General features: G+C 31.2%; 18 protein-coding genes and 2 rRNA genes. 6 read left to right on the top strand and 14 right to left on the bottom strand.

Annotation, left to right across the window (positions count from 1 at the left end; genetic code table 11):
• Positions 1-22: 22 nt before the first annotated feature.
• From truD to CSUIS_RS05255, 3 genes are read right to left on the bottom strand one after another with little or no spacing between them, the layout of a single operon-like run.
• Positions 23-1,159, bottom strand: coding sequence for a tRNA pseudouridine(13) synthase TruD (gene truD / locus CSUIS_RS05245; protein WP_086297625.1), 1,137 nt, complete (start codon positions 1,157-1,159; stop codon positions 23-25).
• A complete protein-coding gene (locus tag CSUIS_RS05250) occupies positions 1,137-1,955 on the bottom strand; it encodes a thiamine-phosphate kinase (RefSeq protein ID WP_086297628.1) in 819 nt (272 codons plus the stop codon). The genes truD and CSUIS_RS05250 overlap by 23 nt, the downstream gene beginning before the upstream one ends.
• A complete protein-coding gene (locus CSUIS_RS05255) occupies positions 1,934-2,314 on the bottom strand; it encodes a DJ-1/PfpI family protein (protein WP_086236512.1) in 381 nt (126 codons plus the stop codon). The genes CSUIS_RS05250 and CSUIS_RS05255 overlap by 22 nt, the downstream gene beginning before the upstream one ends.
• Before the next feature lie 97 nt (positions 2,315-2,411).
• Here CSUIS_RS05255 and CSUIS_RS05260 point away from each other — a divergent pair, with 97 nt between their 5' ends.
• A complete protein-coding gene (locus tag CSUIS_RS05260) occupies positions 2,412-2,783 on the top strand; it encodes an HIT family protein (RefSeq protein ID WP_086236511.1) in 372 nt (123 codons plus the stop codon).
• 69 nt (positions 2,784-2,852) lie between these two features.
• Positions 2,853-3,419 carry a YceI family protein gene (locus tag CSUIS_RS05265; protein WP_086242612.1) on the top strand — a complete coding sequence of 189 codons (567 nt, stop codon included), beginning with the start codon at positions 2,853-2,855 and terminating at the stop codon, positions 3,417-3,419.
• A 38-nt stretch (positions 3,420-3,457) separates the two neighbouring features.
• On the opposite strand, the gene CSUIS_RS05270 is transcribed toward CSUIS_RS05265, so the two are convergent.
• From CSUIS_RS05270 to CSUIS_RS05290, 5 genes are all read right to left on the bottom strand, one after another.
• Positions 3,458-3,895 (bottom strand): Dps family protein, encoded by a 438-nt coding sequence (locus CSUIS_RS05270; RefSeq protein ID WP_086236509.1) that lies wholly within the window; start codon positions 3,893-3,895, stop codon positions 3,458-3,460.
• 102 nt (positions 3,896-3,997) lie between these two features.
• Positions 3,998-5,206, bottom strand: a complete 1,209-nt coding sequence (locus CSUIS_RS05275; protein ID WP_086298588.1) for a glucose-6-phosphate isomerase — start codon at positions 5,204-5,206, stop codon at positions 3,998-4,000.
• The gene (gene galU, locus CSUIS_RS05280) at positions 5,193-6,023 is read right to left on the bottom strand and encodes a UTP--glucose-1-phosphate uridylyltransferase GalU (RefSeq protein ID WP_086236508.1); all 831 of its coding nucleotides are present in this window, start codon (positions 6,021-6,023) and stop codon (positions 5,193-5,195) included. The genes CSUIS_RS05275 and galU overlap by 14 nt, the downstream gene beginning before the upstream one ends.
• Before the next feature lie 61 nt (positions 6,024-6,084).
• On the bottom strand, positions 6,085-7,068 hold the full coding sequence (locus CSUIS_RS05285) for a sensor histidine kinase (RefSeq protein ID WP_086242611.1): 984 nt from the start codon (positions 7,066-7,068) through the stop codon (positions 6,085-6,087).
• On the bottom strand, positions 7,061-7,855 hold the full coding sequence (locus CSUIS_RS05290) for a DUF234 domain-containing protein (RefSeq protein WP_086298590.1): 795 nt from the start codon (positions 7,853-7,855) through the stop codon (positions 7,061-7,063). The genes CSUIS_RS05285 and CSUIS_RS05290 overlap by 8 nt, the downstream gene beginning before the upstream one ends.
• Positions 7,856-7,950: 95 nt before the next feature.
• Here CSUIS_RS05290 and CSUIS_RS05295 point away from each other — a divergent pair, with 95 nt between their 5' ends.
• Genes CSUIS_RS05295 through CSUIS_RS05305 form a run of 3 tightly spaced genes read left to right on the top strand, consistent with a single transcriptional unit; the run spans position 7,951 to position 12,409 of the window.
• Positions 7,951-8,538, top strand: coding sequence for a disulfide bond formation protein B (locus tag CSUIS_RS05295; RefSeq protein ID WP_086297630.1), 588 nt, complete (start codon positions 7,951-7,953; stop codon positions 8,536-8,538).
• Complete coding sequence (locus CSUIS_RS05300; protein WP_086297633.1) at positions 8,535-10,613, top strand: dynamin family protein; 2,079 nt, start codon at positions 8,535-8,537, stop codon at positions 10,611-10,613. Before CSUIS_RS05295 ends, CSUIS_RS05300 begins: the two co-directional genes overlap by 4 nt.
• On the top strand, positions 10,607-12,409 hold the full coding sequence (locus CSUIS_RS05305) for a dynamin family protein (protein ID WP_086297636.1): 1,803 nt from the start codon (positions 10,607-10,609) through the stop codon (positions 12,407-12,409). The genes CSUIS_RS05300 and CSUIS_RS05305 overlap by 7 nt, the downstream gene beginning before the upstream one ends.
• A gap of 11 nt (positions 12,410-12,420) precedes the next feature.
• Here CSUIS_RS05305 and CSUIS_RS05310 read toward each other — a convergent pair whose 3' ends face one another.
• Positions 12,421-12,936: a hypothetical protein gene (locus tag CSUIS_RS05310; RefSeq protein ID WP_086297641.1), complete on the bottom strand. Its 516-nt coding sequence runs from the start codon at positions 12,934-12,936 to the stop codon at positions 12,421-12,423.
• A 1,309-nt stretch (positions 12,937-14,245) separates the two neighbouring features.
• Positions 14,246-14,371 carry a hypothetical protein gene (locus CSUIS_RS08635; protein WP_257789238.1) on the bottom strand — a complete coding sequence of 42 codons (126 nt, stop codon included), beginning with the start codon at positions 14,369-14,371 and terminating at the stop codon, positions 14,246-14,248.
• A gap of 262 nt (positions 14,372-14,633) precedes the next feature.
• On the opposite strand from CSUIS_RS08635, the gene CSUIS_RS05315 reads away from it, so the two are divergent.
• Positions 14,634-15,662, top strand: a complete 1,029-nt coding sequence (locus tag CSUIS_RS05315) for a DNA cytosine methyltransferase (RefSeq protein ID WP_086242608.1) — start codon at positions 14,634-14,636, stop codon at positions 15,660-15,662.
• On the opposite strand, the gene CSUIS_RS05320 is transcribed toward CSUIS_RS05315, so the two are convergent.
• The 4 genes from CSUIS_RS05320 to CSUIS_RS05340 form a co-directional block, all read right to left on the bottom strand.
• Entirely contained in the window at positions 15,646-17,514 is a 1,869-nt protein-coding gene (locus CSUIS_RS05320; protein WP_180379410.1) for an ATP-binding protein, read from the bottom strand. The genes CSUIS_RS05315 and CSUIS_RS05320 overlap by 17 nt on opposite strands.
• 3,776 nt (positions 17,515-21,290) lie before the next feature.
• Positions 21,291-21,431 (bottom strand): TrbM/KikA/MpfK family conjugal transfer protein, encoded by a 141-nt coding sequence (locus tag CSUIS_RS05330; protein ID WP_086298592.1) that lies wholly within the window; start codon positions 21,429-21,431, stop codon positions 21,291-21,293.
• A 1,142-nt stretch (positions 21,432-22,573) separates the two neighbouring features.
• Positions 22,574-22,693, bottom strand: a 5S ribosomal RNA gene (gene rrf, locus CSUIS_RS05335).
• Positions 22,694-22,844: 151 nt separating this feature from the next.
• Positions 22,845-25,870: ribosomal RNA gene (locus tag CSUIS_RS05340) — 23S ribosomal RNA — on the bottom strand.
• Positions 25,871-26,176 lie beyond the last annotated feature (306 nt).

Consider the following 26,176-nt stretch of genomic DNA (forward strand, 5'->3'; position numbering starts at 1 on the left):
AATTTGGATTTGTAGCTCTAAACTACAAATCCGCAAAATCAAATATCTCCCTACCTAAAATCTCACGCAATAAAGTAGTAGCATAAGAGCCCTTTTGTAGTGTAAAACTAAGGCTAAATTGAGCCTCTTCTTCATTGTAGCTATACCTCATCTCATCAGCCCAAACCCAGTTAAACCTCCTTGAGCCATTCATAAATTTGATAAACTCAGTCCCTATAATATCTCTTTCAATCTGCATAGCCACGCCACTAGCCTCATACGCTTTAGAGCCTAGAAGCAATCCACAGCTAGTGCGATCCCTTTGGATAAATTTCTCAACTTCACAGCTTAAATCTTCACACAAAAATAGCCTACCAAATGGATAATGCCCCATCACTTCGCCACGAATTAGCTTAAAAAACTGCTTTTGGGATTTTAAATCTTTGATTGTATCCATATCAAATTTATAAATTTCAGCTAACTCCTTAATGCTAAAACTATCGCAAAATCGGCTAATCTCCACACGCTTGCTAAGATAGCGATTAAAAAGCTCACCCTGATACGCACTAATTAAAAAATCTCTAAGCTTTGGATTATATTTTTTAAGAATTTTTTTATCCCCGTTTGCCATAGCAGTTAGTAGCTCTTTAGCATTTTGATAATTATTAGCAAATTTACCAAATCTTTGATAGCCAAAGTAATTAGCAAAACCACGACTATCAATCAAATTTATAGCATTTTTTAGCTTTTGAGCCTCGCTTGGAAGCACTTTTTTAAGGCGAATAAAAAAGTGATTACCCTTCAAATGACCAATTCTAAGCTTATTATTATGGCGAGTAGTATTTAAAATTTTAATATTATCATAAGAGAAATTCGCTATAGCACTCTGAAATTTAGCTGGAATTGAGATATATTGCGTAGTCATACCCTCTTTATCTTTTAATCCAGCATAGCCAAAATCTCTAACCTTAGCACCAGTAGCTGATGCTAAAATACTCAATGCCTCAGATGTGCTTAGGCCTTTTTTTTGAATTTGCATAACTAAATGCTCGCCATTTCCACTAAACTCATATAGTGGAATCTCACGCACCACAAAATCACTAGCATTTTTGCTAAAATGCGCATTGATTGGCGTATGTGTTGTTGTTAATAATGGTTTAAAAATGGGTGAACTTTCCATGAAATTTTGCCCTTTCGTTTATAATTTTACCTAGTAAATTTAGCTTTACTCTACACATTTTGGCTTGATTTAACACCCTTTTTATATTTCTAGGTGGCACCGCTATAAGCATCTCATACTCTTCTGCGCTGATAAATTCGATTTTAGATAACTTTTTATTAAATTTAACTCCCCTATTTTGCGTAATTTTAGCCAAATCACTAGCCAATCCATCGCTAATATCCATACCAGCCCTTAGCCATTTAGCACTGCGTTTAATAAACTCAAATCTCAAATTTGGTCTTACAAAACGAGAATTAGCCCCTATCTTGCCATTATTTAAAAGCGTCCTAAGCCCCTTTAGCGAACTGCCTAAATCCCCAGTATAGCACACTATATCCCCTACTTTTGCCCCATATCTGCTTAATGGATTTTTAGCGTTAAGATATGAGATTATGGTTAAGCTAATGATTAATTTATCACTTGAGATTGTATCGCCACCGATGATTTGTGTATCAAACTGCGATGCTGCTTCTTTTAAACCATTGCTTAGCTCTTTAATATATTTGCTACTTAAATTCCTAGGCAATCCAAGACCCAAAAGTGCATATCTTGGCGTGGCATTCATAGCTACTGCGTCGCTTAAATTTACCATCATTGCCTTTATGCCTATCTGCCTTGGGCTAAGCCAGTGTGATTTAAAGTGAATATCTTCAACAAACATATCCTTGCTATAAACTACATTACCAATAACCGCACCATCATCGCCATTTAATTTATTAGCGAAATTTGATATTATACTTTGCTCTTTATCCACTCTAAAATCGCCTCATCTGAGCTAAATTTATACCCATTTAGCTCTGCTCCATCTAAAATCTTATCGCCATTATCTAGTGAGATTATATATTTTGATTCTTCACTACTTTTCATCCAGCTTAAAAATATAGAATCATCAGCCCAAATCTCAGCACCCTTGCCACCTGGGATAGCTACAATATCATATCCGTATAAGGACTCACAGCTTAAATGCATAGGAAGACTAATCCCCATCTCATCAGTCGCATCGCCCCTAAATCCAACCACCACAAACTCAATCCCACACCTAGCAAAAATATCATAAATTCTAGCAAAATTTAAAAGATTTACCCCATCATAGACCACTATACAGCTTTTCATATTTAACCTTACTATTTTGATGGCGCCATATTATCAAAACTCCTATAAAATAGCCATAAATTTGGTATAATTTGATAAATTTTATAAAGGTTAAATGATGATTTATAGCGATGATTTTATATATATAGAGATCGAGCCAAATGCCTTGCCGTGGATAAAAATCTTTACAAAAAGCAATTTTAAAGAGATTAGCCACTGCGATGAGAATACTAGAAAAAGGCTATTTGATGCTGCTTTAGAGTGCGAAAAGGCTATGATAGAGTTCTATAACCCTACAAAAATCAATTGGGCGAGTTTTGCTAACTATGTGCCTAGAGTTCATATACATATTCAAGCTAGATTTGAAGATGATGAGTTTTTTCCTGAATCATTATGGGGCAAAAAGCAAAGAGATAGTGTGCCAAGAGATATTAAAATAGATGAATTTGCTATATATTTAAATAATAAATTAAACAAAGTTTTTAATTAATTTTCAATTATTTAAGATATGTTATTTTTAGATAATTATAATCATTTTACAAACTCAAAAGGAGAAAATATGAAAAAACAAATTCTAACTTCAGTTGCGGCTCTAGGCCTACTTTTTAGCGTAGCAAATGCAGCCGTTTATAGCGTTGATGCTGTTCATTCTAGCACAGCTTTTAAAATCAAACACCTTCAAGTAAGCAATGTTACAGGGACATTTAGCAAATTTAATGGTGAGCTTGATATTACTAATAAAATTCCATCTAATCTTACAGCTACAATCGAAGTAGATTCAATCAATACAAATAATGAAGGTCGTGACGCACACCTTAAAAAGGCTGATTTCTTTGATACTGCTAAATTCCCACAAATCAAATTTATAATGAAAAGTTTTGAAAATAGTGGAGATGGCCAAGGCAAAATTAAAGGCGATTTAACAATAAGAGATGTTACTAGACCAGTAGTGCTTGATTATGAATTTGGTGGAGTAAGTAAAAATAGACAAGGTGCTGAGATAGTAGGATTTAGCCTAGAAGGCAAGATTAAAAGAAGTGATTTTAACTTCGCTCCAGAGTCTAGCACAGTAGCACTTGGTGATGAGATCAAACTAAATATAGAGATTGAAGCATTTAAGAAGTAATTAATTAGATAAAGCGGTTTTTAAGCCGCTTTATCTAATTATGCTAAAGTCGCATTAAGCATCCAAATTTTCTTTTCTAATTTGGCATAGTTCTCTTGAGCTATTGCTACAGTTGTATTATCATCAGCTTTTTGAGCTACATCTTCAAGCTTTTTAAACTCAACTACTAGATACTCAAATGCAGCTTTTAAGGCTTCTATAACTTCTATTGGTGTATAGCTATCTTTGCTAATTTTTGGTGCTTTAGCAACTTTTAGTAGCTCATCAGCTTTAGTAATAGCTTTGCCACCTATTTGGATAGCTCTTTCAGCCATCTCATCAAAAAGCTCAGCCAACTCATCATACTCTTTTTCTGTATATTCATGAATTGAGAAAAATTGCAATCCCTTTACATTCCAGTGATAATCATGAAATGTAACAAATAAGCTGTGTGCGTCAGCTTGAAGTTGGTTTAACTGCTCTACTACTTTTTTCATTTTAAATCCTTTATGTTTAAGTTGTGTAATTATACAGAGTTAAAACTTAAAATATAATAAAATAAATAATAATTTTTATTATTTAGTATAAATTTTAATCTATTAATCACCATCATCTAAAAGCTTTTTAAGTATTCTCTTACCCATTTCAACTCCTGGTTGATCATAGGTATTAATACCAAACATAACCCCTATAGCACTAGTAAGCAACTCATAATAATATATAAGCCACCCGCAATGCCACTCATCTATCCTATCTAAAGCTATCTCATCAATGCTTATTAGCTCGCTGGCTAGGGCTTGCATGGTTGAGTGAGCTTGAGCATTAAATACATCGCTAATCGGTTTAGAATTTACAAAATCACATCCGCTTAAAAAATCTAAATTTAAATTTGGCACCACTATATCGCTTCCATGGTCTTTTATGGTTATAAATGTTACGGTTTTATCCTTTATGCCTTCCATTATAAGCTGTAAAAATGAGTGCTGGTCTTTACTACCTACTAGACCAACTGGAGTTAGGCCAACCCTTTTATATCCACGCTTTTTGCCCAAGCTCTCAGCCCATAGCTGAATATACCACTCATTAAAACTAGTCAATCTATCGCTATAACTAAATAAAACATTTATCTTAGCACTCTTATGGGTTGCGTAGTGATAAGCTTTTTGTAAAATTGTATCATCGCCATTTTGCAAATACTGCTCTTTTACGCTATTAGCCCCATCAAGCAAGGCTTTAATATCAGCACCACAAAGCCCAAGCGGAACTAATCCAATCGCAGAAAGAACGCTAAATCTACCGCCTACATTTTTTGGTATATTAAATATCGTAGCATTTATCTTTTTAGCGTAATTTTCAAGCGGACTATTTGGGTCTGTTATAAATATAAAATTGCTATAATCTTTAATATCAAATTTATCCAATATATATTTATATATCGATATAGTCTCTATCGTTGTGCCTGATTTGCTAGATACTATAAAAATCGATTTTTGTGGGTTGATTTTAGCTGATTTTTGCTCTATGCTAAATGGATCAAGATTATCTAAAAATATAAGCTCTTTTTTTAAATTTAGCATATCATAAAGAGCCTTAACGCCAAGTGAGCTACCACCAACGCCCACAAGCACAACACTATCAAAATCCATATTCTTAATAGATGAAATAGCATTTATTAATCCATCTATCTCAAAGCTTGGCAAGTGATAATAGCCTATTTGGCCATCATTTATCTCATCATTAATGCGTCTTGTATAGCTATTAATGCTGCTGATGTTTTGCTTATGAAATTTAAGACTATTTTCTACCATTTTCATACTCGTAAAAGAAATTTGTAGCTTCGACAAATCCGCTTACACTACCACAATCAAATCTTCTACCTTTGAATTTATATGCTAAAACCATACCATTTTGAGCCTGTTTTAAAAGTGCATCAGTAATTTGAATTTCGCCATTTTTGCCTGGATTTGTATTTTCTATAATCTCAAAAATATCTGGAGTTAAAATATATCTACCTATAATAGCCAAATTTGTAGGTGCATCGCTTGGGTCTGGCTTTTCTATCATATCATTTACCATTATTAGATCATCTTCTATAAATCTACCATCGACAACTCCATAGCTGCTAACGCTATCTTTAGAGACTTCCATCACAGCAACGATACTACAACGATACTTCTCATATATTTTTACCATTTGAGACATTACATTTTCGCCATCTTCATTAATACACAAATCATCGGCCAAAATCACCCCAAAGGCCTCATCTCCAACAAGCCTTTTTCCGCTATAAATAGCATCGCCTAGCCCTCTCATATGCATCTGGCGAGTAAAGGTAAATGTGCATTGATCCATAAGCTGCCTAATGTCATTTAGCATATACTCTTTATTTGTGCCTGAAATTTGATGTTCTAACTCATAACTTATATCAAAGTAATCTTCTAAAGCTCTCTTGCCACGACCCGTAACAAACGCCATATTACTCATACCAGCCTCTCTAGCTTCATCTACACCATAGTGAATTAAGGGTTTAGTAAGGATAGGGAGCATCTCTTTTGGTAAGCTTTTAGTCGCTGGTAAAAATCTCGTTCCATACCCAGCAGCAGGGAAAAGGCAAGTCTGTATCATCAATATTCCTTTGGTAAATTAAATTTGCTAAATTTACACTAAATTTACTTAAAATATAATTTTAAGGCAGAGTTATTGTAAAAAGCTTAGGGCTATTTTGGACTGATACAGAGCCTTTATGAGCGTTTATAATCTCTAAGCTTAGGGCTAGGCCAAGACCATTGCCTTTTAATTTTGTAGTTTTAAATGGCTCAAATATCGCCCCACTAGGCAAATTAACCCCGCTATCACTAATATAAAAATTATGCAAACCATCTTCAAATTTATGCTCTAAGCTCACAATCCCACTCTCATCATCGCTCTCTTCAATGGCATCAATAGCATTAAATATAAAATTAGTAAATACCAAATCAAGCAGATTAATATCTCCACATATCTCCCCATCAAATCCGCTAAATTTAAACTCAATATCCTTGCTAAAAGCATATTGATTGATAGCTTCACGGCATATAATCTCTAGTTTGCTTAGATCAAATTTATTAGAATTTATATGCACGCCTTTGGTAAATAAAAGCGTGGCTTTAATAATCCTCTCAACCCTATAAATGGCTTTTTGGATCTCTTCAATTAATGGGCGATTTTTGTCATCAATTCGCTTTAAAAGAGTGCTAGTTAGCAAAGAAATTGAGCCTATGGGATTGCGAATTTCATGCGATAAATGTGCCGCTACAGCTCCCATAGAAACTAGTCTAGCTGATCTTTTCTCATCAGTTATATCAGTAGCTAGGATTATTTGATTTTGCATACTATTAGTGATTTTAATGGCATAAACTCTATTTTGAAATTCAATCTCTTGTGTGCTTTTTTGGATATTAATTTCATCTAAAATTCCCATAATCTGCTTAGCCTTATCATTGCTAAGCACCACTTCCCCACTTGAGCTAATCGCCCACAATGACGCACCTAGGCTCTCTACAATCCCTTGGGTAAATTTTTGTAAATTCGCATATGACTCACCTAAAATTTTATACTCTTTTTCTATTAGATAAGTCTGTTCTATTAGACTTTTTAACCCATCTTCTATATTTTTAGTCTTCTCATTCATATAAATCCTTAAAATCATCAAGCCCAAACAAAATCACCCTATCATCTCTAAGCCCTAAAAGCTCATTGCTAAAGCCTGATTTTGAAAATAACGCTATTTTATCCCAATTTATTTTGGATTTTTCGCACTTTTGAATTAGTAAATTTAAGATATTTTTACACACTTTTCTCTCTTTATACTTTGCTTCAGCTACGATGGTAAATCCATCATAATTAGCATATATATCAATCTCATTTTCCCTATCCCAATAACTTGAGATCTGCTCTTTTGGGATATTTAAACTCTTAGATAAAAGCTCAATACACGCTAGTTCAAACTCAAGTGAGCAATAGTGATCAAACTCACGCCGAATCTCCTCCATAACCATATCATTTTGATTATTTTCTATCAGTTTTAAATTTGGCTCAATAAATCTAAACCAAAATCTATAAAATCGTTTTGTGAAGTGAATTTTATCTTGAATTTGATACCTTCTAAGCTCCTTTTTTAGCTTTTGATGGCGAATTTTAGGCAGTTTAATCTCTTTTGATTGCTCAATTTTGATAAAATTTTTATTTAAAAGCTCATTTATTATCGCACTACTTAGCGACCTAGATAGATATTTACTAGCTACAAATCTCTTTCTATCGCCCTTAGAAAGACGCATTAAAAATCTTTTAGCCTCATCATATTCAAAGTAAAACTCACCTTTTAAACTCTGATATTTAGCTAAAATTTCAGACTCAATAGCTACAAAAATATCATCATATCTACTTACAACCCTATCAAAAACGAAATAAAATTGCAAATATTTTATGGTATCCAAATCACCCTAGCCTTTAAATTTACAAAATTATAGCAAGTTTTGGTTATAATAGAGCCAAAACAACCCAAAGGTATATTATGAGTGGCAGAAAATTATGGCTTTATAATGGTTTTTTTACGCTTTTTTGTGTAGCGGTGGCACATTTTATCTTACAAAATTACCTTTATATGCGTCCTTGCGTTCAATGCGTGTATATAAGGTATTATATGATAATTTTAGGATTTGCTTCTATATTAATATTGATATTTTATAGGCAAATTTGGATATTTATGGCTGGTTTTTTGCTATTTATATATGGCATAATTTGCGGAATTTTAGAGGCTTTAAAGCTAAATGCAATCCATAAAGCGATATTAAGCTCTAATCCATTTGGCGTAAAAGGCTGCCTTGATAAGCCAATATTTGAGCTAAATATAGCGTGGGATGAGATTTTGCCATCTATATTTAAAGCCACAGGTCAATGCGGACTAGATATGCCAGTAGTGCCGCTTGATGTTAAATTTGACCCAATTCAAGCATATTTCATAGAGCTATATCAAGATGGCTGGTATCTCATACCGCCTTTAAAGCTAATTAATATGGCACAAATTTCAATCATTATATTTAGCATAGCTTTGATTTTGGGTTTGGTTTCATTAATATTAAGAGTAAAAGGTAGAAAATGATTAAGATATTAGAGCAAATTTGGGGGATCAAAACCCTATATGTCGATGAAAATCATATAAGCAAATTCAGTAGTGATGAAGCGGCGATAATCCTTTGCATCACACCAAGAAATTATGATAGGCTAATTAGATTAGAGAGTTTAAGGGGGATTTTTGCAAGGGCGAATTTAAGTCTAAATGAGTATAGCGTCCAGCTTAGTCAAATTGGCATAATAAACGCTATAAAGGCCTTGCAAATAGATATAAACGGGGTTTTAAATGGATTAAATGAGATAGCTAAAAATGATATTATAGATTTTGCTGGCTACTCTTTGATAAGTGAGTTTATAAATAGCCTTGAGCTTGATTTTACTAAAGTAGATAGCGCCAAAGCTCAGCCATTTCATAAAAATCTCCACACGCTAAATGAAATTCATCAAATTTTAAGCGAATTTGAATTTAAAGAAGTTAGCCAAAGACTGATTAACGCCTACGATAGTGCTAATAACTCTAAATTTAAAATAGCAGTTACTGGGGTGATAAATGCTGGAAAAAGTAGCACTTTAAACGCACTGATGAATCAAAATATTTTGGGCGCTTCAAATATCCCAGAAACAGCGAATTTAAGCATTCTAACCTATAGCAAAGATGAATTTGCTAAAGTCTGCTTCTGGTCGCCTGAAGAGCTAAAATCGATGAATTTAGAGCCAAAAGAGATGAAAGATAAAGTAGTCCCAATAAGTGAGCTAAAACTATACACAACCGCTGCTAATGAGATTAGCAAAATGGTAAAAGAGGTGATTTTAGGTATTAAGCTAGATATTTTAAAAGATGGTATTGATATAGTAGATACTCCAGGGCTTGATGATGCTGTGGTATTGCGTGAGATTTTAACGGCAAATTATATGAGCCAAAGCGACTTTACACTTCATCTGATGAATGCTAGTCAAAGTGCTACTAAAAAAGATATGGCATTTATCGTAAATACCTTAAAAAATGGCAAAAGTGGCGGACTTATAATCGCTCTTACGCACATTGATAAGCTTAGTCAAAATGATATAAAAGAGGTGCTAAACTACACAAAAAATAGTATTAAAACCGAGCTTAGTGAGTGCGGATTTGATGAGAGTTTAGCTGATGAGACCAAATTTTTTACCATTTCAGCAATTAAAAATATCGGAATTGATGAGCTAAGAAACTATCTTTATGAGAGCTTTTTTGGCTCAAATTCTAAAAAAGCAACACTAATTATAGACAACTATAAAAAAGAGCTTTTAAATATCACGCAATTAATATCTGATGACCTAAAAGCACAAAAAACAGCCCTAACATCAGATACCGCCACAGCTAAAGAGCTTGCTAAATCACTCCAAAATGAGATAGATGAGATAAGCAATGCCGCAAATAGCATAAATAGCGAACTTGAAAATCTGCTTAAAAGATTGAATTATGATAATGAAAATAGCAACGCAACCCTAAAATCCATAAGCGCTAAAATCAAAGATAGAGTAATCAGCGATGTAAAATACGCCACTGATAAAAAAATCAAGCTTGATATTATGCGACTTGGGGTGATTATAGAGAGTGGATTTAATGACTCTTTTATAGATTTTTTCAGAGATTTTAAGCAGCAAATTAGCAAAGATATCGACTCAGCTAGTAAAATTTTAGAGTTAAAGCTAGGGGCAAAAAATGCGAATTTAACCTTGCCAGATATTAGAGCTTATATAGATGAGCATCTACCCAAAATCAACTACGAAATCCTAAATAGCGATGTCAATAAGGCTATAAAAAATCAGAAAAATATAGAGTTATTAGGGGCGAATTTGACTACAATTTTTGATGATTTTATAATAAATTTAAACTTAACCAATAAGCTTAGCACCCTAGCTCTTTCTTGTACGAATGAGTTTATAACCAGCATAAAATCAGAGCTAAACTCCATGCAAGAGCATCTAAAAACCAAAGAAGCACAAATAAATACAATAGCCAAATCAAATTTTGATAATATCAAGGACAAAGAGAGATTAATAGCTAATATTGATAGCAAAATAGCACAATGCCAAGAGATTAAAAATAGGATAGAACTATGCTAAAAGAGTTTATAAAAGAGTATCAAAGAGTATATCAAATCAGCTTTGATGATGGATTTTTAGGAGAATTTGAAAGATTTTGCGCTCTTATTAGTGAGCCTAAATTTCACCCAAGCAAGGAGCTAATTGATAGATTAAATTTCCTTAGCCTGCTAAGCCACGAGCCACCACTTGTAGCCATTGTCGGGCAGTTTAGCAGTGGGAAATCTAGCTTTTTAAATGCACTTTTGGGATTAGATATTTTGCCTACTGGAGTTGTGCCAGTAACGGCTAAGCCCACATTTATCAAATACGCACCAAATTATATGCTAAAAATCCTTCACAACGATGGAAGAGATGAGTATAAAAATATTGATGAGCTTAGCGCCTTTGTAGATCAACGCCACGCCTTAAAAGATGTCAAAAATCTCACAATCTACGCTCCAAATGAACTACTTAAAAAGATTAGTTTCATCGATACTCCAGGGCTAAACTCTAGAAGCGACGCTGATACTAATGAAACAAAAATGATACTAAATGAAGCTGTGGCACTCATCTGGATTAGCCTAATTGACAACGCCGCTAGAAAGAGCGAACTTGATGAGCTAAATCTTATTCCAAATAGCATTAAGCAAAACGCAATTGCCCTATTAAACCAAAAAGATAAATTAAATGGCGAGGAGATAGATAGGGTTTTAACCCACGCCAACACCACATATAGCAAGCATTTTAGCCAAGTGGTAGCCATCTCAGCTAAAATGCAAAGAGAAAATAGAAGTGATAGTGGCTTTGAGGCGGTATTTGAATTTTTAGATAAAATTGCTAATACAAAAGAGAATTTTATAAAATCCGCTTGTAAAGACATATTAATCTCATCGCAAAATCAAAATTTAAGCTTTATAAATATTTTAGATGAAATTTCAGATATTTTTACTAAATTTCAAGATAGAACAAATCTTAAATTCAGCGAGCTAAATGATAGTTATAATGCCAAATTTGAGATATTTTTTGAAGCAATCAAGCAAAATGCAGCCTTAATAGCAAACGAAATTAATAGTGCTTTAAAAAATGAAAAATCGGCCTATTATAAAGAAAAAAGCGGATTTTTAAACAAAAATAGCTTTGAAAAGATAGAGTATGAAAGAGTCTCTCTAGATAGAGATGAAGTCTTAGGCAAACTCATCTATAATGATGATAAATTCGCTAAGATATTTAAGAAATTTAAACGAGATTTAAGCGAATTTGAAAATGAAATTTTAGCCGATTTACAATCAATCTTTGATGAGTTAAAAGAGCTTACACTTCGCTATAAAGCCAAATATGAGAGCATTAGAAAATCAGACCCACTCCACTCTGATCTACTTTTTGCCGATATTCGTAAATTCTCAAGCGAAGTCTATTCTCTATTTTTAAGCCATATTGAGACGCTATTTTTGGCTAAATTTGCGAATTTAGGGCTATTTTTTGAAAGAGTTTTTATAAAAGTTAGCGCTAACTACCAAAACGCAATTAGACTAAGCGTGAATTTCATAGCTCAAAAGTGCGAAAAAAGCAGCCAAGACTATGAGTCTGACCCCGTTGCTTTTAGCTTGTATTATCCAAGATTAAGTGAGATAAATGAGAGAATTTTAAATGAGCTTAGCTATTATGAATTTGAGAGTGAATTTAGCGGTAATGCGACATTTATTACTAAATTTATCAACTCTCTCAAATCGCAAATGGCCGATCTAATGAGTAAAAACCAAAACTATATAAACTCACTAAAATCAAAATATCAAAGCGATCTAAATGAGTTAGAAAATAGTTTGCCTTGGTCTTAGAGTTGGCAGAATTAATCTGCCAAATCCTCAAAATCCTCAAAATTATCTACAAATTCATTCGCTAGAAATTTAGCATAAATATCGCTTTCAACTCTACTTTTAAACTCACTGAATTTAACTCTATCGCCATCTTTGATATGATTTAAAAGCTTTAGGGTATATTCATCATCGATATGGGATTGTAAAAATTTGATAGCTCCACTCATTCTAGCTTCGCAATTATCAATAGATAAAACCGCACGCAAAATCTCGCCATTTAGGCTATTTGCCGCTCCAGAGTATGGCACTAAGACCTTATACATATACTCAATGCCCTCTTTTGCTTCAAAGCAATTTGCCTCTAGCCTTACCCCATTTTCATCATTCCAAATTTTATATGTCTTATCGCCTACAATGCTATCAAATCTCTTACCATCATTGCTAGAGCACTCCCAACACCTATCAAAGCACTCATCATTCCAACCATTCAAAGCAAAAAATCTACCATCATACTCCACAACCGCTATTTGCGTATCTTGCCAATACATTTTAATCCTTTTTAATTTTCATAAATTCTATCTAAATTTATTAATATTTTAGTTAAACACTATATGTAAATCCTATATTAAATAATTATTTAAGTATAGTTTGTATACTCAAGGAGTATATATTTTATGTTGCGAGATTTGATTTAAAATACTTATTGTAAATTTGGTATTATTATACTCAATCAACATAACAAATCATACCTCAAAACTAAAAGTCTTTAAGCATACACTATATAAATAATATAACGGTTCTTAGAGATCATCAAGCCACTAAAACTATACACTTTAATAAATATATTGTAATAGTTTTTTATCTCTTACAATACTATCAAATTATAACTAAAATAGTTACTAATATACGTAATAATCCTATAAGGCTATATTTATCAATTATTTAATACTGTTTTTTCTAAATCAACTCTTATAAAATAACTTCTCTTTATATCCTAAAATATTAATACCACTAAAAATAACCACTCTAACTATACTTACTTAAAGATAAACAATTTTAAAACTCCTATTAAATATAGCAATAAATAGTTTTAATTAGACAATATATAAAATATCAAGAATTATATTGATTAATTTTTGTTGCCTATGTTGTGAGTGATTTTATATAATTAAAAATTTATTTTTTAATAATCGATTACTAAAAAATCAAAATTCAAATATTATCCATTAAATAACAAATACTTTTTTACAATTTTATACAGCTTTATTTCTTTTATTATTAATCTTGCTATCTATAAATAACAAATTTTAAAATGTTGTAAAAATCTAATCTTATTATATAATTATAATATTTTGTTAAATTTAATATATTAACATTTGCTCTCAAGTAATTAAAAATAAAATCTAAATTGTAGATCATTTTATACAAATTATCTAAAAATTGATCCTATTAAGTAAGTTACTAAAATATGATGAGTTGCTATTACTAATATTTATATAACCCAATAAGCGGTGAAAACGATAAGTCTATATATGCTTCTTTAATTTTCTTACATGACATTATAGGTTTAATTTTTGAAAAATTGTATGATACTTTTTCTTTTATTTTTATTAAATCAATTGCGATGGCTAAAAACTCTATATTTTAACCTCTTTTGTTTTAATTTATTTTTTATAATTCATTATAATAAAATATAATCTTAAATTAAAAATTTAAACAATATAAAATAAAAAGTTTATCTAAAAGCTATAAAATTGCATTCTTGCTCGTATAGGGCAAATCTAATAAACCTTTATAACAATTACATAAAGTAGCATAACTACGATGAATACAAATTGCATAATCCGCATAACAAAATTATAATAAAATTTTTAATCTACTATCAGCATATATTTTTGATTCTATCATTTTATCATAAGCATTATCATATATAATTGAAGTTTTAATTTGTGTTAAAATATCTTGAACATATGTATTCATCATCTAAATAATCTCCAACCCTTTACTATGAAAATTATAATAACTAAAACTACAAAAATTGGAAATATTATTAAATTAAAATAAAAAATTAATCTAAATAAAAACTCCATAATTTTTTAAATTTTTCTAGTTATTCATTAGTGTAAAATGCAAAATTAATTCAAATATCATATCGCATAATCTAATCATTACAAGTTATATGATTGATATAAAATTTATGGTGAAGGTGGTATAATTATCACTTATATTTAAAAAGGTTATTGCAATGCTAAAGAAAATAAAAGCGATTGATTTTTTTTGTGGTGCTGGAGGTATGACAAAAGGCTTGCAGTTAGCTGGTATTGATGTTTTTGCTGGAGTTGATTATGATAAGACATGTAAAAATACATATCAAAAAAATACACATGCACTTTTTATAAACAAAAGCATTATTGATATAAAAGCAAAAGAAATCAAACAAATTTTTAAGGAATATGTGTTAAAAAATGAATACACAATGATAACTGGTTGTGCTCCTTGTCAGCCATATAGTAGCATAAATACTAGAAAAAAGATTGATGATCATAGAAAAACCTTATTAGATGAGTTTGCTAGAATCATAAAAGGAGTTAAACCTCACTTTGTTTTAATGGAAAATGTAAGTGGGCTAACGGAGAAAAATGAATATTTTTCAAAATTTATTAATATGCTTTCAACTAATAATTATAAATACGAATATAAAATTTTAAATGCTAAAGATTATGGTGTGGCACAAAACAGAAAAAGGCTTTTTTTAATAGCAACAAGACTAAAAAATAATAAACTATCTTTTTTAAAAATAAAAAAAACTAAAGAAATTACTTTAAAAGATGTTATATATAATCTAGAACCAATAACCCACGAAACCCCATCAGCAATAGATTATTTACACAGGTCTTTAAGGCTAAATGATATAAATTTAAAAAGAATACAAGCTACTAGGCACAATGGTGGAACAAGAGCTGGGTGGCATGATTCTTTAAGGGCAAAAAGTCATGCAAAAAAAAATGTGTTTAAAGACAACTACGGAAGATTATCATGGGATAAACCGAGTTCGACAATAACAACAAAATTTAATCAATATTATAGTGGTAGATTTGGACATCCAGAGCAAGACAGGGCTTTATCTTTAAGAGAGGGTGCATTAATTCAATCTTTCCCAGAAGATTATATGTTTTTTGGAACAGACTACCAAATAGCTAGACAAATAGGTAATGCCGTTCCAGTTAATTTATCAAAAGCTATTGGAGAAATTTTTATTAACTCTCTTGATTAGAAATATTTATGCTGGTTAAATTATATGTTTTTTCGTAAGTGTTAATAAAGTCCCTATGATATTGTTCTGCTTGACTCAACATATCCTCATAACTCATAAAAAACATATCGCTTTTTTCAAGCGTTTCTAGTCTTGTTCTTACCATACTATCGTTTTTTAGTTTTTTTCCTATTATATATGCTTTAACTTTTCTATATTTACTTCTATCTGAATTATTTTCATTTATGTGGGCTTTTATAAATTCATAATATTCTTGCATTTGCTTTAATTCTTCTATTCCTATAATTTTTTGGCTTCTTTTTATTTCTAAAACATACAAAGTATCACCAAAACCTTTACACAAGAAATCAAGTCTACGGTCTTGAATATTTTCTAGTGCTGAGTCACAAAAATGTTTTATTAAAATTTGTCTATATCCCTGTTCATCTTCAAAGCTAGAAAGCCTAGGCTCTAGTATCCATGGAAATTGATTTAAGAAACCATGCATAGAATCCACTTTTCCAACTTCCTTGGTGTCTGCTTTTATCATTTCTTTAAATTTGTTTATTGTTTCTATTCTACCTATTGCCAATCTATAATATTCTTTTGCTTCAATAATTTGCCAATCTTGCATTAGTTTAATGATGGCATCAGTATTTTCATTTCCACTTATTTCACTTGCATATTTTCTAAAAATATCAAATTCAAAAGCACCTTTTACATATTCCAATAAGCTTTTGATTCTACCTTCTTCCAAATCTGATGATATCACAATATCTGTAATTTTTTTAGCCAAAATCTTATCTTCTTGACTATTAAATTTTCTTTCATACCAAGCAGTATCAATTTGATGTTTTTCTCTGAGTATTTTTTCTTTTGCTTCTCGTCTTTTCTCTCTCCAATCGGCACCAATCTTTTTTATTATTTCGGATAATACCTCTCGCAATTCTACCAAATCATCATTTTCCCAAATAAGAGAATTTCTAGCAGTAGAGATATTGTCATCTTCAATACTATCGTCTAAATAATCTACATTAATATCGCCACTCATATATGAAAAAGCATGTGAATTACTTAACTTAACATTGTAAAATTCCCTATTATTTGCCAACTTGCCTCTTGCATACAATGCTATACCTTTTATATCGTCGCTAAGTGTATTATTTGTTGTTATTATACTACCATTTATATTCTTTTCTCTTATAAAGTCTATTATATTTTGATCTATTTTTAAAGTTTTTAAATCATTTGGAATATGCCATTCAAATTGCATATCTTTTAATAACATTTTTTTTCTTGCGTCAGCATCCAAAACTTCTTCTTGATCTTGTCCAATGATTTTACATATAAAATTATCATCAAATAAATTTAGTCTAGATAATATAGAATCAGATAGATTTTGAATATTAATTGATGTTTTTCTAGTAAGCTGTCTTAATATTATCTTTGTATAACTATTCTCTTTTGTTTCTACATTATCTTTTTTTGGTGGCAACTCTAATAACTCATCAGCACTCTTGCTCATTAATTCATCATAATTAATAACAAAGCTGTTTATTTTGCCATCTTTACAACTTTCTACTTCCACCTCTTTGCAAATGCCAAACATAGAAAGTTTGCCTATACCTTTTTTGCCAGTAACTTTTCTTTTATATTTTTGAGTTACTTTTTCATTATCGGTTTCTCTGCGATTTCTACCAATTTGCAAAAAATTGTTATTTAACTCATCCATACTCATACCACAACCATTGTCAAAGATTTCTATTGTTTTTTCTCTAGTATTTTGACTCATTGAAATCTTGACTTCTGTGGCATCCGCATCATAAGAATTTGTAATCAATTCTGATAGAACTGGCGGTAAAGTACTATACATGCTTAGACCTAAATGCTTAATTGTAGCGGGGCTGAATTTTAATTGAAACATTATAAAAAACTCCAAATGTCAAGTAAAATGTATTATATAATAATAGCAATTAAATTACATTTAAAATGATGATAAAAAGTTTTTATATTTTAATTAATCTCATTTTAAATACAAGAAAATAGCTAAAAAGATTTTCAGTCTTTATGCTTTAAATTGCATCTGTTTTTCATGTTCGTCACACCCTTTACTCATATTATTTGATCTGCTCAACATAATCTTTTAATATTTGCTAATAACTTAAACCATTCTACTTGTTAAGATATTATAACAATGTATATTGTTGGTATACCACTAACGTTTGCGCTAGTTAAAAATATCGCAATAGCAATGTTTATTTAAATAGCAGTTTTTTATCATCTTTGTTTTAACAGTATATTCGTTCTTTATAAAACTAGCTCCTATGTCTTGTTATCTATAAATTTGCTTAATTTTTTAGCTATTTTTTCTATGTTTAATAGTAATTTGTGGATTATGTTTAGTTAAAAAATTTATAAAACTCCATTTAATGTTTTATATATCTCTTTGATCGCTAAAACCACTTAAATATTCTTGAATATGCAAATTATCTACTCTGTCAAATTTATCTAAAGCTTTTTACGACGCTACGCTTTTGGGCTAGTAATAAATTTAATAATTGAAGTTATTCCTTTTAATTTATATTTCTCTGCCTTGGTCTTGATTTTTATTTAGAATTTGTTTTTTATTTCATCTAGTATTTTGCTAATTTTTTAATAAAATTTAGGATATGCATGTTTAAAATTTGGCGTATATTTTTCAATATCGCTCATCATTTTGCTTAATTTTTCATACCTATTTACATCTAGTCTGTTTTTAATTTTCTTTTCTTATGTGGTTTTTAACTTTGTATAGCTTACATGTTGTATCTCTTTGCGTTGCGTATATACTTCTTTAACTAAATCAATCACAGCTTCTCTAAAAATTTAGACTATCTAAAGTAAGTTCAAGTTTTTCTTTGCATTTGTAATCTTTGGCTTAGCTTTCGTTATTGTCCCTGTAGTATTATAATTTCTAAGCTTATATCAATCTATTAAAGTGATGTGAGACACTATTAATTCCATCACTATTCATTAAATTATTGATTGATTTGTAAAAATTTATCTCGAGTCGTGATTGCTCATCTTTTAGCTATTCTAACTCTTTTTCATATTGAAGTTTAAACCAATCGGCTCGTTTGTTTCAATCGTTTTGATCGGCTAAGTTGCTTTCTTTCTCTTTTTTTCTTTTTTTCGTTAATGTTGCTTTTCTTTAAATTTTCATTTTTTAACTCTTTTATGTTTTTTTATATTCTTTTGATTTTAAATTATTAAGTTTCTCTTATATTAATTTGTTACTCATCTTCTAATCCCAATATTAATTTAAAATTCATAGCGTTAATTTAAGACAAACACTTTAGAACATTTTATCGTTTATAAAATTCAAAAAACTTTTAAAAAGTGATATATAAAAATAAAATATATTTATAAATTATTTAAAAAGTATAAAACGCTTACAATTGTCTTTTAATATAATATATAATCAATTTTAGCTCGTAAGACCAGTGTCTTCTTTATTATTTTTTCTTTTACATAGCTCTAATCCATTTTAAAATCTTTAAATAAACTAATTCCATCAAATAAAAAAATAAAAACCCTCTAAATCTAAAAATTTATTTTTTAAATTTAACTTAAAATCTAAATTTTATATATTTAAAAAATATAATTTTAATTAATATAATTCCTTCCTTTTTTATATTTTATGTATTTTCATGTTATTAAGTAAGCAGTCGGAATATTTTGTAATACTTAGTCCAAATTTGGATTATTTTTAAACCATTATTAGTTTTATAATCCTCTTAATCATTTACTTTAAGCTTCATAGATTATTTATATCTTATTTTCAAAACTTAAAATAATAAAATATTGATTTATATTAAATGATTTAATATTTACATGTGTCAAATTTACTTATTGAGATTTTTTGTTGAAATATAACCATGAAAATTTACCTAAAAATAGAAATATATTCAAAAAGCAGATTTTATACCAACCATCAAAAAGATAACGAGTGAATTCGTCGCCATACTGGTCTTAAAAAGTCAGCTCTTGCATTTGATTTATGTGTAAAAATTACGGTAGATTTATTGACCCTAAAACTAAACTTGAACAAGCTAGGCGTAATTATTATGATCTTGAGAATAATCATATCGATCGCCAATTAAAAAGAAGGAATAAAACTTAAAATCTGTAAAAAATAATAGCAAATTTAGTTTTGCTAGAGTAATTGATAAATTACTTACAAAAGTCGTTTTTAAAAAGTAAAACTATTAAGCTTTATAATATATCATGAGCAATGCTGTAAGTGATTTTTTAGAGTATTAATATATTTATTATCTGCCTAATTTTCAAAGATATCATAATGTTTAGTTTGTACGGTTTTGCAAGTATAAGAACTTAAAAGATAGTTCTATTAATGGCTATTATTTCTTTTTTGATACTATTTCTCTATACATTATGTAATGATTTAATTTCAAAAAATCTGTTTTGTACACCAAATTTAAGCATCAATACAATACTAGCGAGAATAAAAAATTTACGCCGTTTAGCCTTGAATAGATTCTAGAGCTTATAAAAATACAGATAATGGATAGCTTCACTTATTTTTGATTGTTGTTTTCTTGGCTAGGGCTGTTAATATTTTAGCTATTACATTTGGCAATTTCGATTAAAAAACAAATTCACATTAATAAAACACTTTCTTGCGTATGTATTGTAAATTCATCAAAACAAAAACAAGCAATCTCAAAATTGATATGCTTAACATTATATGTAAAGAGCTTATAAGGTTAGATATTAGCGATAAAAACGCGAGAATTTTTAAGCATTCTCGTTCAATGATAAAGATAAATTTAATGATTTGCAAGAAAAATTAGCCTACAGAACACCGTAGACTTTACAATAACTAGAATTAATTCGCATCGACAATATTAAGTTATAGAAAAAAGACTTATATAGTAGATTTTAAAATGATAAAACATAAAAATTTAAATAAAACTTGTCGCTCATACGTAAAATATCCACTCAAAAAAAATCAAACAAATGATGAATGTGTAGATACCAGTTGGTGATATTATTAATATTCCTAGCATAAAATCTAATTCTACCCCCCCCCTTTTTTTTATCTAAAAATATACTTAAATTTAAAAATATTAAAATAGATTTAAATAAAATAAGGATTGCGTATGGCTACTAATTTTACTTTTAAGAGATATAAATTAAGTTTTACACATAGAAAAAGTTGTGTATCGATATAAAAGAATTTAAAACTATATTTTGCTATAACTCCCTTATGGGGATATGCCATAGGGCTGGTACCACTATGGCAAATTTTGTCTCTATAGAAAGGAGATAAGTATATGCCATTTGTATTTGCGGTAATTATACTACTTTGTATAATTGTTGTCAAGGCTTATTAGTCTTGCCCCACGAAAGTGAGGAAATACAAACCCCCTATGGCTTCTTTTATTTTATCTTAAATTTTAATAACTCCAGCAAATTTTTATAATTGTTGCTTTTTATAGTAATAATTATATAGCAAGTTTCCACCACCACGCTCATATGAGTAACTTCTTGTTGCACAATGCCTATCATTTGGACTTAATTTATCATACTATGGTTATAGATATGAGCTCATAGGCACGATTAAAAATTTTCCAAGGCTTCTTAGCTTTAATAGCAAAAAAATCTAGCAAGTGGTGGATTGCATTCACTAGGGCGTGTTCCGCTTGAGAGGCAAAGCAACACTTCGCAAGCTGTTTTTCTATCGCCAGTTAAGGCATTTAAATTTGTAACAAATAATGAACTTATCATAATTAAAATAGCCAAATTTGCTTTTTTATTAATTTAAATTTTAATTAATTATAATATACTAAGCTCATAATCAAAAATGTAAAACTTAAAATGACTTATTAATTCCATATTAAATATTATAAATAAAAGCAGTCTTATAACTTTTATAAGTTTAATCTAATAAATTACCAAATTACTCACTTTATAATAAGCATTCAACTTCCAAATATAAAATATTTTTAAAAATTTATAATTATTATTTGAATAATATAAAAATTAATAATAAGATGGTATCTAAATTAAATTCAAATATCAATCCTAACTATTTAAATAAAATAAAAAAGAATAAGGTTTTATTATTTTATATATTAAATAATTCTTTATAAATCTAAAAATATTTTAACTTTTTATTTATAAATACATTCATTGCTTTAAGAGTTAATCCATAGTCTAATTAATTATATTATATGGGTTGCAATACTATTTTAATATCTATTTTTAAAAATGTCAAGTTGCTTAATATTACAACTTTGATTTAAATTTGTTATATTAATAAATCGCTATTATAATAACCATAATCACCATAAAATAAAAGCTCATTTATTATTCAATCCATATTCCTTAATTTAACATAACTAGCTAAAAATACCATAGCATAAGCCATATAACCAAATAAGCTTTACCATACAATCAAATAAAAACACTATAATCTAGCATATACTATCTATATTTTAATAGGAATAAAGATAATATAATAAATTCAATCTCGATATAAAACAACAACACCTAAAAACTAAATTTAATAACTAGAAAAATAAAAATTTAAAAAATAAATCTATATAAAATATGTAAAATACAAGTTATCCATATAAAATAACACCTAAAAACTAAATTTAAAAAACCAATTAACTCTAATAAGTTGATTTTTGTTTTGATAATAATATGAAATAATATGAAATAATATGAAATAATATGAAATAATATGAAATAATATGAAATAATATGAAATAATATGAAATAATATGAAATAATATAAATCTTTTAAAATTTCTAATAATTGTAAAATGATTTAATAAATTGAAAAATAATTAAAAGTATAAAAACCACTCACTAACAATCATAAAAAGCTGATTTAAAATAAAAAAGATAGAGAATAAAAACAAAGCTCGCAGCAACCTACTTTTCCAGCATCCCAGTAAGGGAGAGTATCATCGGCCATGAAAAGCTTAGCTTCTTGGTTCGAGATGGAGCAAGGCGTTTCCTAATCATGTATAGCCACGAGCAGTGTTAAATAAAACATTATCTAAATAAGAGTAATATCTTATTTAACACTGCTAAAGCATTAAAGTTAAAAATCACTAAGTTTAATATCTAAAAATATTTTAAAAACCTAAAAGGATTATATTTTATCCTTAACAAGGAAGTGATGCTTATTAAGATAAGCAAACGAGCTATTAGTACTGGTCAGCTAAAGGACTTTCATCCATTACACACCCAGCCTATCAAACTAGTAGTCTACTAGAGCTCTTAAAAGAAGATTCATCTTGGAGTTGGCTTCGAGCTTAGATGCTTTCAGCTCTTATCACATCCCAGCTTAGCTACTCAGCGATGCTCTTGGCAGAACAACTGATACACCAGTGGCTGGTTCAACCCGGTCCTCTCGTACTAGGGTCAACTCTCCTCAATCTTCTTACGCCCACGGCAGATAGGGACCGAACTGTCTCACGACGTTCTGAACCCAGCTCGCGTACCGCTTTAAATGGCGAACAGCCATACCCTTGGGACCTGCTCCAGCCCCAGGATGCGATGAGCCGACATCGAGGTGCCAAACCTCCCCGTCGATGTGAGCTCTTGGGGGAGATCAGCCTGTTATCCCCGGGGTACCTTTTATCCTTTGAGCGATGGCCCTTCCACACAGAACCACCGGATCACTAAGACCGACTTTCGTCTCTGCTCGACTTGTATGTCTCGCAGTTAAGCTGGCTTATGCCTTTATACTCTACGAACGATTTCCAACCGTTCTGAGCCAACCTTTGTAAGCCTCCGTTACACTTTGGGAGGCGACCGCCCCAGTCAAACTACCCACCAGACATTGTCCTACCTAAGGATAACTTAGGCTAGTTAGCTACCCAAATAAAGAAGAGTGGTATCTCAACAATGGCTCACCATAAACCAGAATCTATGGATCAAAGCCTCCCACCTATCCTGCGCATCTTTATCCAAATAGCAGTGTCAAGCTGTAGTAAAGGTCCACGGGGTCTTTCCGTCTTGCCGCGGGTAGGAGGAATTTTCACCTCCACTACAATTTCACTGGATCCCTCTTTGAGACAGCTCCCATCTCGTTACGCCATTCATGCAGGTCGGTATTTAACCGACAAGGAATTTCGCTACCTTAGGACCGTTATAGTTACGGCCGCCGTTTACTCGGGCTTCGATCAAGAGCTTCGCTAATGCTAACCCCATCAATTAACCTTCGAGCACCGGGCAGGCGTCACACCCTATACATCCTCTTACGAGTTAGCAGAGTGCTGTGTTTATGGTAAACAGTCGGGAGGGACTCTTTGTTGTAACCTTCTTTGCTTTGGGAGTAAATCTTAATACAAAGTTAGGCACACCTTATACCGAAGATACGGTGCTATTTTGCAGAGTTCCTTAAAGAGAGTTCTTCCACGCGCCTTAGAATACTCATCCCACCCACCTGTGTCGGTTTACGGTACGGGCAATTATTACTAAACTTAGAAACTTTTCTTGGCTCGATAGTATCATGGATTCTCCATCTACTCCGAAGAGCGTCAAGAGCCTTTAAGATCTCGAATAAAGAGTGGCGGATTTGCCTACCACTCAATCTACATCCTTAGACTAGCACTTCCATCCGCTAGCTCCACTAACTTTAAGCGTCCTTCCATCGCACATAATAATTGGTATTGGAATATTAACCAATTTTCCATCGCATACCCCTTTCGGACTTTGCTTAGGACCCGACTAACCCTACGATGACGAGCATCGCGTAGGAAACCTTGGGTTTACGGCGAAGGGGATTCTCACCCCTTTTATCGCTACTCATGCCTGCATGCTCACTTCTATCCGCTCCAGCACTCCTTACCGGTATACCTTCAACGCTGAATAGAACGCTCTCCTACCACTTGCACTTAATTCTAACTACTCTACTTTTAGATTGATACTTTCTCATAATTTAATTTATGAGCTAAATTAAATTATGAGAAACATAACTTAATCTATTTAAAATTCTAAATTATAGTTAGAATTAAGTGCAAGTCTAAAGCTTCGGTACTCATTTTAGCCCCGTTATATTTTCCGCGCAGAATCACTAGACCAGTGAGCTATTACGCTTTCTTTAAAGGATGGCTGCTTCTAAGCCAACCTCCTGGTTGTTTCAGTAACTCCACATCGTTTTCCACTTAAATGAGATTTAGGGACCTTAGCTGTTAGTCTGGGTTGTTCCCCTCTCGACGACGGATTTTATCACTCGCCGCCTGACTGCTGTGATTACACTTTGCGCATTCGGAGTTTGATAGGGTTTGGTACATTGGTGTATGCCCTAGCCCATTCAGTGCTCTACCTCACAAAGTTACTACACAACGCTATACCTAAATATATTTCGGAGAGAACCAGCTATCACGATGTTTGATTGGCCTTTCACCCCTATCCACAAGTCATCAGGAGCCTTTTCAACGGCCGTCTGTTCGGTCCTCCACTGGCTCTTACACCAGTTTCAACCTGCTCATGGATAGATCACATCGTTTCGGGTCTGCAGCATCTGACTATACGCCCTATTAAGACTCGCTTTCGCTACGGCTCCGGGTTTCCTTAACCTCGCCAGACACCACAACTCGCAGGCTCATTATGCAAAAGGCAGTCCATCACCCTGATAAATCATAGGGCTCTGAATGATTGTAAGCAAATGGTTTCAGGTTCTATTTCACTCTGATCACCTCAGTTCTTTTCACCTTTCCCTCACGGTACTTGTGCACTATCGGTCTAGTAGTAGTATTTAGGGTTGGATAGTGGTCTACCCAGCTTCAGACAGGATTACACGTGTCCCGCCCTACTCAGGATACTGCTAAGTATAAACGCACTTTCATATACGGGAGTATCACCCTCTATGCTTAAGCTTTCCAGCTTATTCTATTAGATTGTTTAAGTCTATGTTGCAGTCCTACAACCCCACTAGCAAGCTAGTGGTTTGCCCTCTTACGCGTTCGCTCGCCGCTACTAGCGTAATCTCGTTTGATTTCTTTTCCTGTTGGTACTAAGATGTTTCAATTCCCAACGTTCGCTCCGCATTGCGGTAGTATATATCACTATATACTGGGTTGCCCCATTCAGAAATTCCCGGATCAAAGCCCCTTGACGGCTCCCCGAGACTTATCGCAGCCTGGCACGTCTTTCATCGCCTCTACTAGCCAAGGCATCCACCATTTGCTCTTAGTAGCTTACCTTTTTTATTAGATTATTATATATTCTAATTCGCATCACTTCCTTGTTAAAGATAAATATAATTAGTTAATCTTTTTTAAAAATAAGATATTTTATTTAAAGATATGACTATTAAATTTATAGTGTTTAAATATTAACTTATAAGACGGAAAGCATTAACTACTATTAAGTAAGTTTTAAAACTTAATAGATTGTGAAGTTAAACTTGATAGTTAATATATTTAGTTATTGGGATAACAGATTGTTTAATTAACTATTTGCTAAACTAAGTCCATATTTAAAGCTTTAACAAGTCCTGTAAAATTGTT

This window comes from Campylobacter porcelli, from assembly GCF_002139855.1.
Taxonomy (GTDB): Bacteria; Campylobacterota; Campylobacteria; order Campylobacterales; family Campylobacteraceae; genus Campylobacter; species Campylobacter porcelli.

Bases quoted from the DNA above. Each gene is read 5' to 3' on its own strand.
- galU (WP_086236508.1), bottom strand. From the start codon at position 6,023: ATGATACAGACTTGCCTTTTCCCTGCTGCTGGGTATGGAACGAGATTT.
- CSUIS_RS05305 (WP_086297636.1), top strand. From the start codon at position 10,607: ATGCTAAAAGAGTTTATAAAAGAGTATCAAAGAGTATATCAAATCAGC.
- CSUIS_RS08635 (WP_257789238.1), bottom strand. From the start codon at position 14,371: ATGATGAATACATATGTTCAAGATATTTTAACACAAATTAAAACTTCA.
- CSUIS_RS05285 (WP_086242611.1), bottom strand. From the start codon at position 7,068: ATGAATGAGAAGACTAAAAATATAGAAGATGGGTTAAAAAGTCTAATA.
- CSUIS_RS05320 (WP_180379410.1), bottom strand. From the start codon at position 17,514: ATGTATAGTACTTTACCGCCAGTTCTATCAGAATTGATTACAAATTCT.
- CSUIS_RS05295 (WP_086297630.1), top strand. From the start codon at position 7,951: ATGAGTGGCAGAAAATTATGGCTTTATAATGGTTTTTTTACGCTTTTT.
- CSUIS_RS05275 (WP_086298588.1), bottom strand. From the start codon at position 5,206: ATGGTAGAAAATAGTCTTAAATTTCATAAGCAAAACATCAGCAGCATT.
- CSUIS_RS05330 (WP_086298592.1), bottom strand. From the start codon at position 21,431: ATGATAAGTTCATTATTTGTTACAAATTTAAATGCCTTAACTGGCGAT.
- CSUIS_RS05300 (WP_086297633.1), top strand. From the start codon at position 8,535: ATGATTAAGATATTAGAGCAAATTTGGGGGATCAAAACCCTATATGTC.
- CSUIS_RS05315 (WP_086242608.1), top strand. From the start codon at position 14,634: ATGCTAAAGAAAATAAAAGCGATTGATTTTTTTTGTGGTGCTGGAGGT.
- CSUIS_RS05270 (WP_086236509.1), bottom strand. From the start codon at position 3,895: ATGAAAAAAGTAGTAGAGCAGTTAAACCAACTTCAAGCTGACGCACAC.
- CSUIS_RS05310 (WP_086297641.1), bottom strand. From the start codon at position 12,936: ATGTATTGGCAAGATACGCAAATAGCGGTTGTGGAGTATGATGGTAGA.
- CSUIS_RS05255 (WP_086236512.1), bottom strand. From the start codon at position 2,314: ATGAAAAGCTGTATAGTGGTCTATGATGGGGTAAATCTTTTAAATTTT.
- CSUIS_RS05265 (WP_086242612.1), top strand. From the start codon at position 2,853: ATGAAAAAACAAATTCTAACTTCAGTTGCGGCTCTAGGCCTACTTTTT.
- CSUIS_RS05260 (WP_086236511.1), top strand. From the start codon at position 2,412: ATGATTTATAGCGATGATTTTATATATATAGAGATCGAGCCAAATGCC.
- truD (WP_086297625.1), bottom strand. From the start codon at position 1,159: ATGGAAAGTTCACCCATTTTTAAACCATTATTAACAACAACACATACG.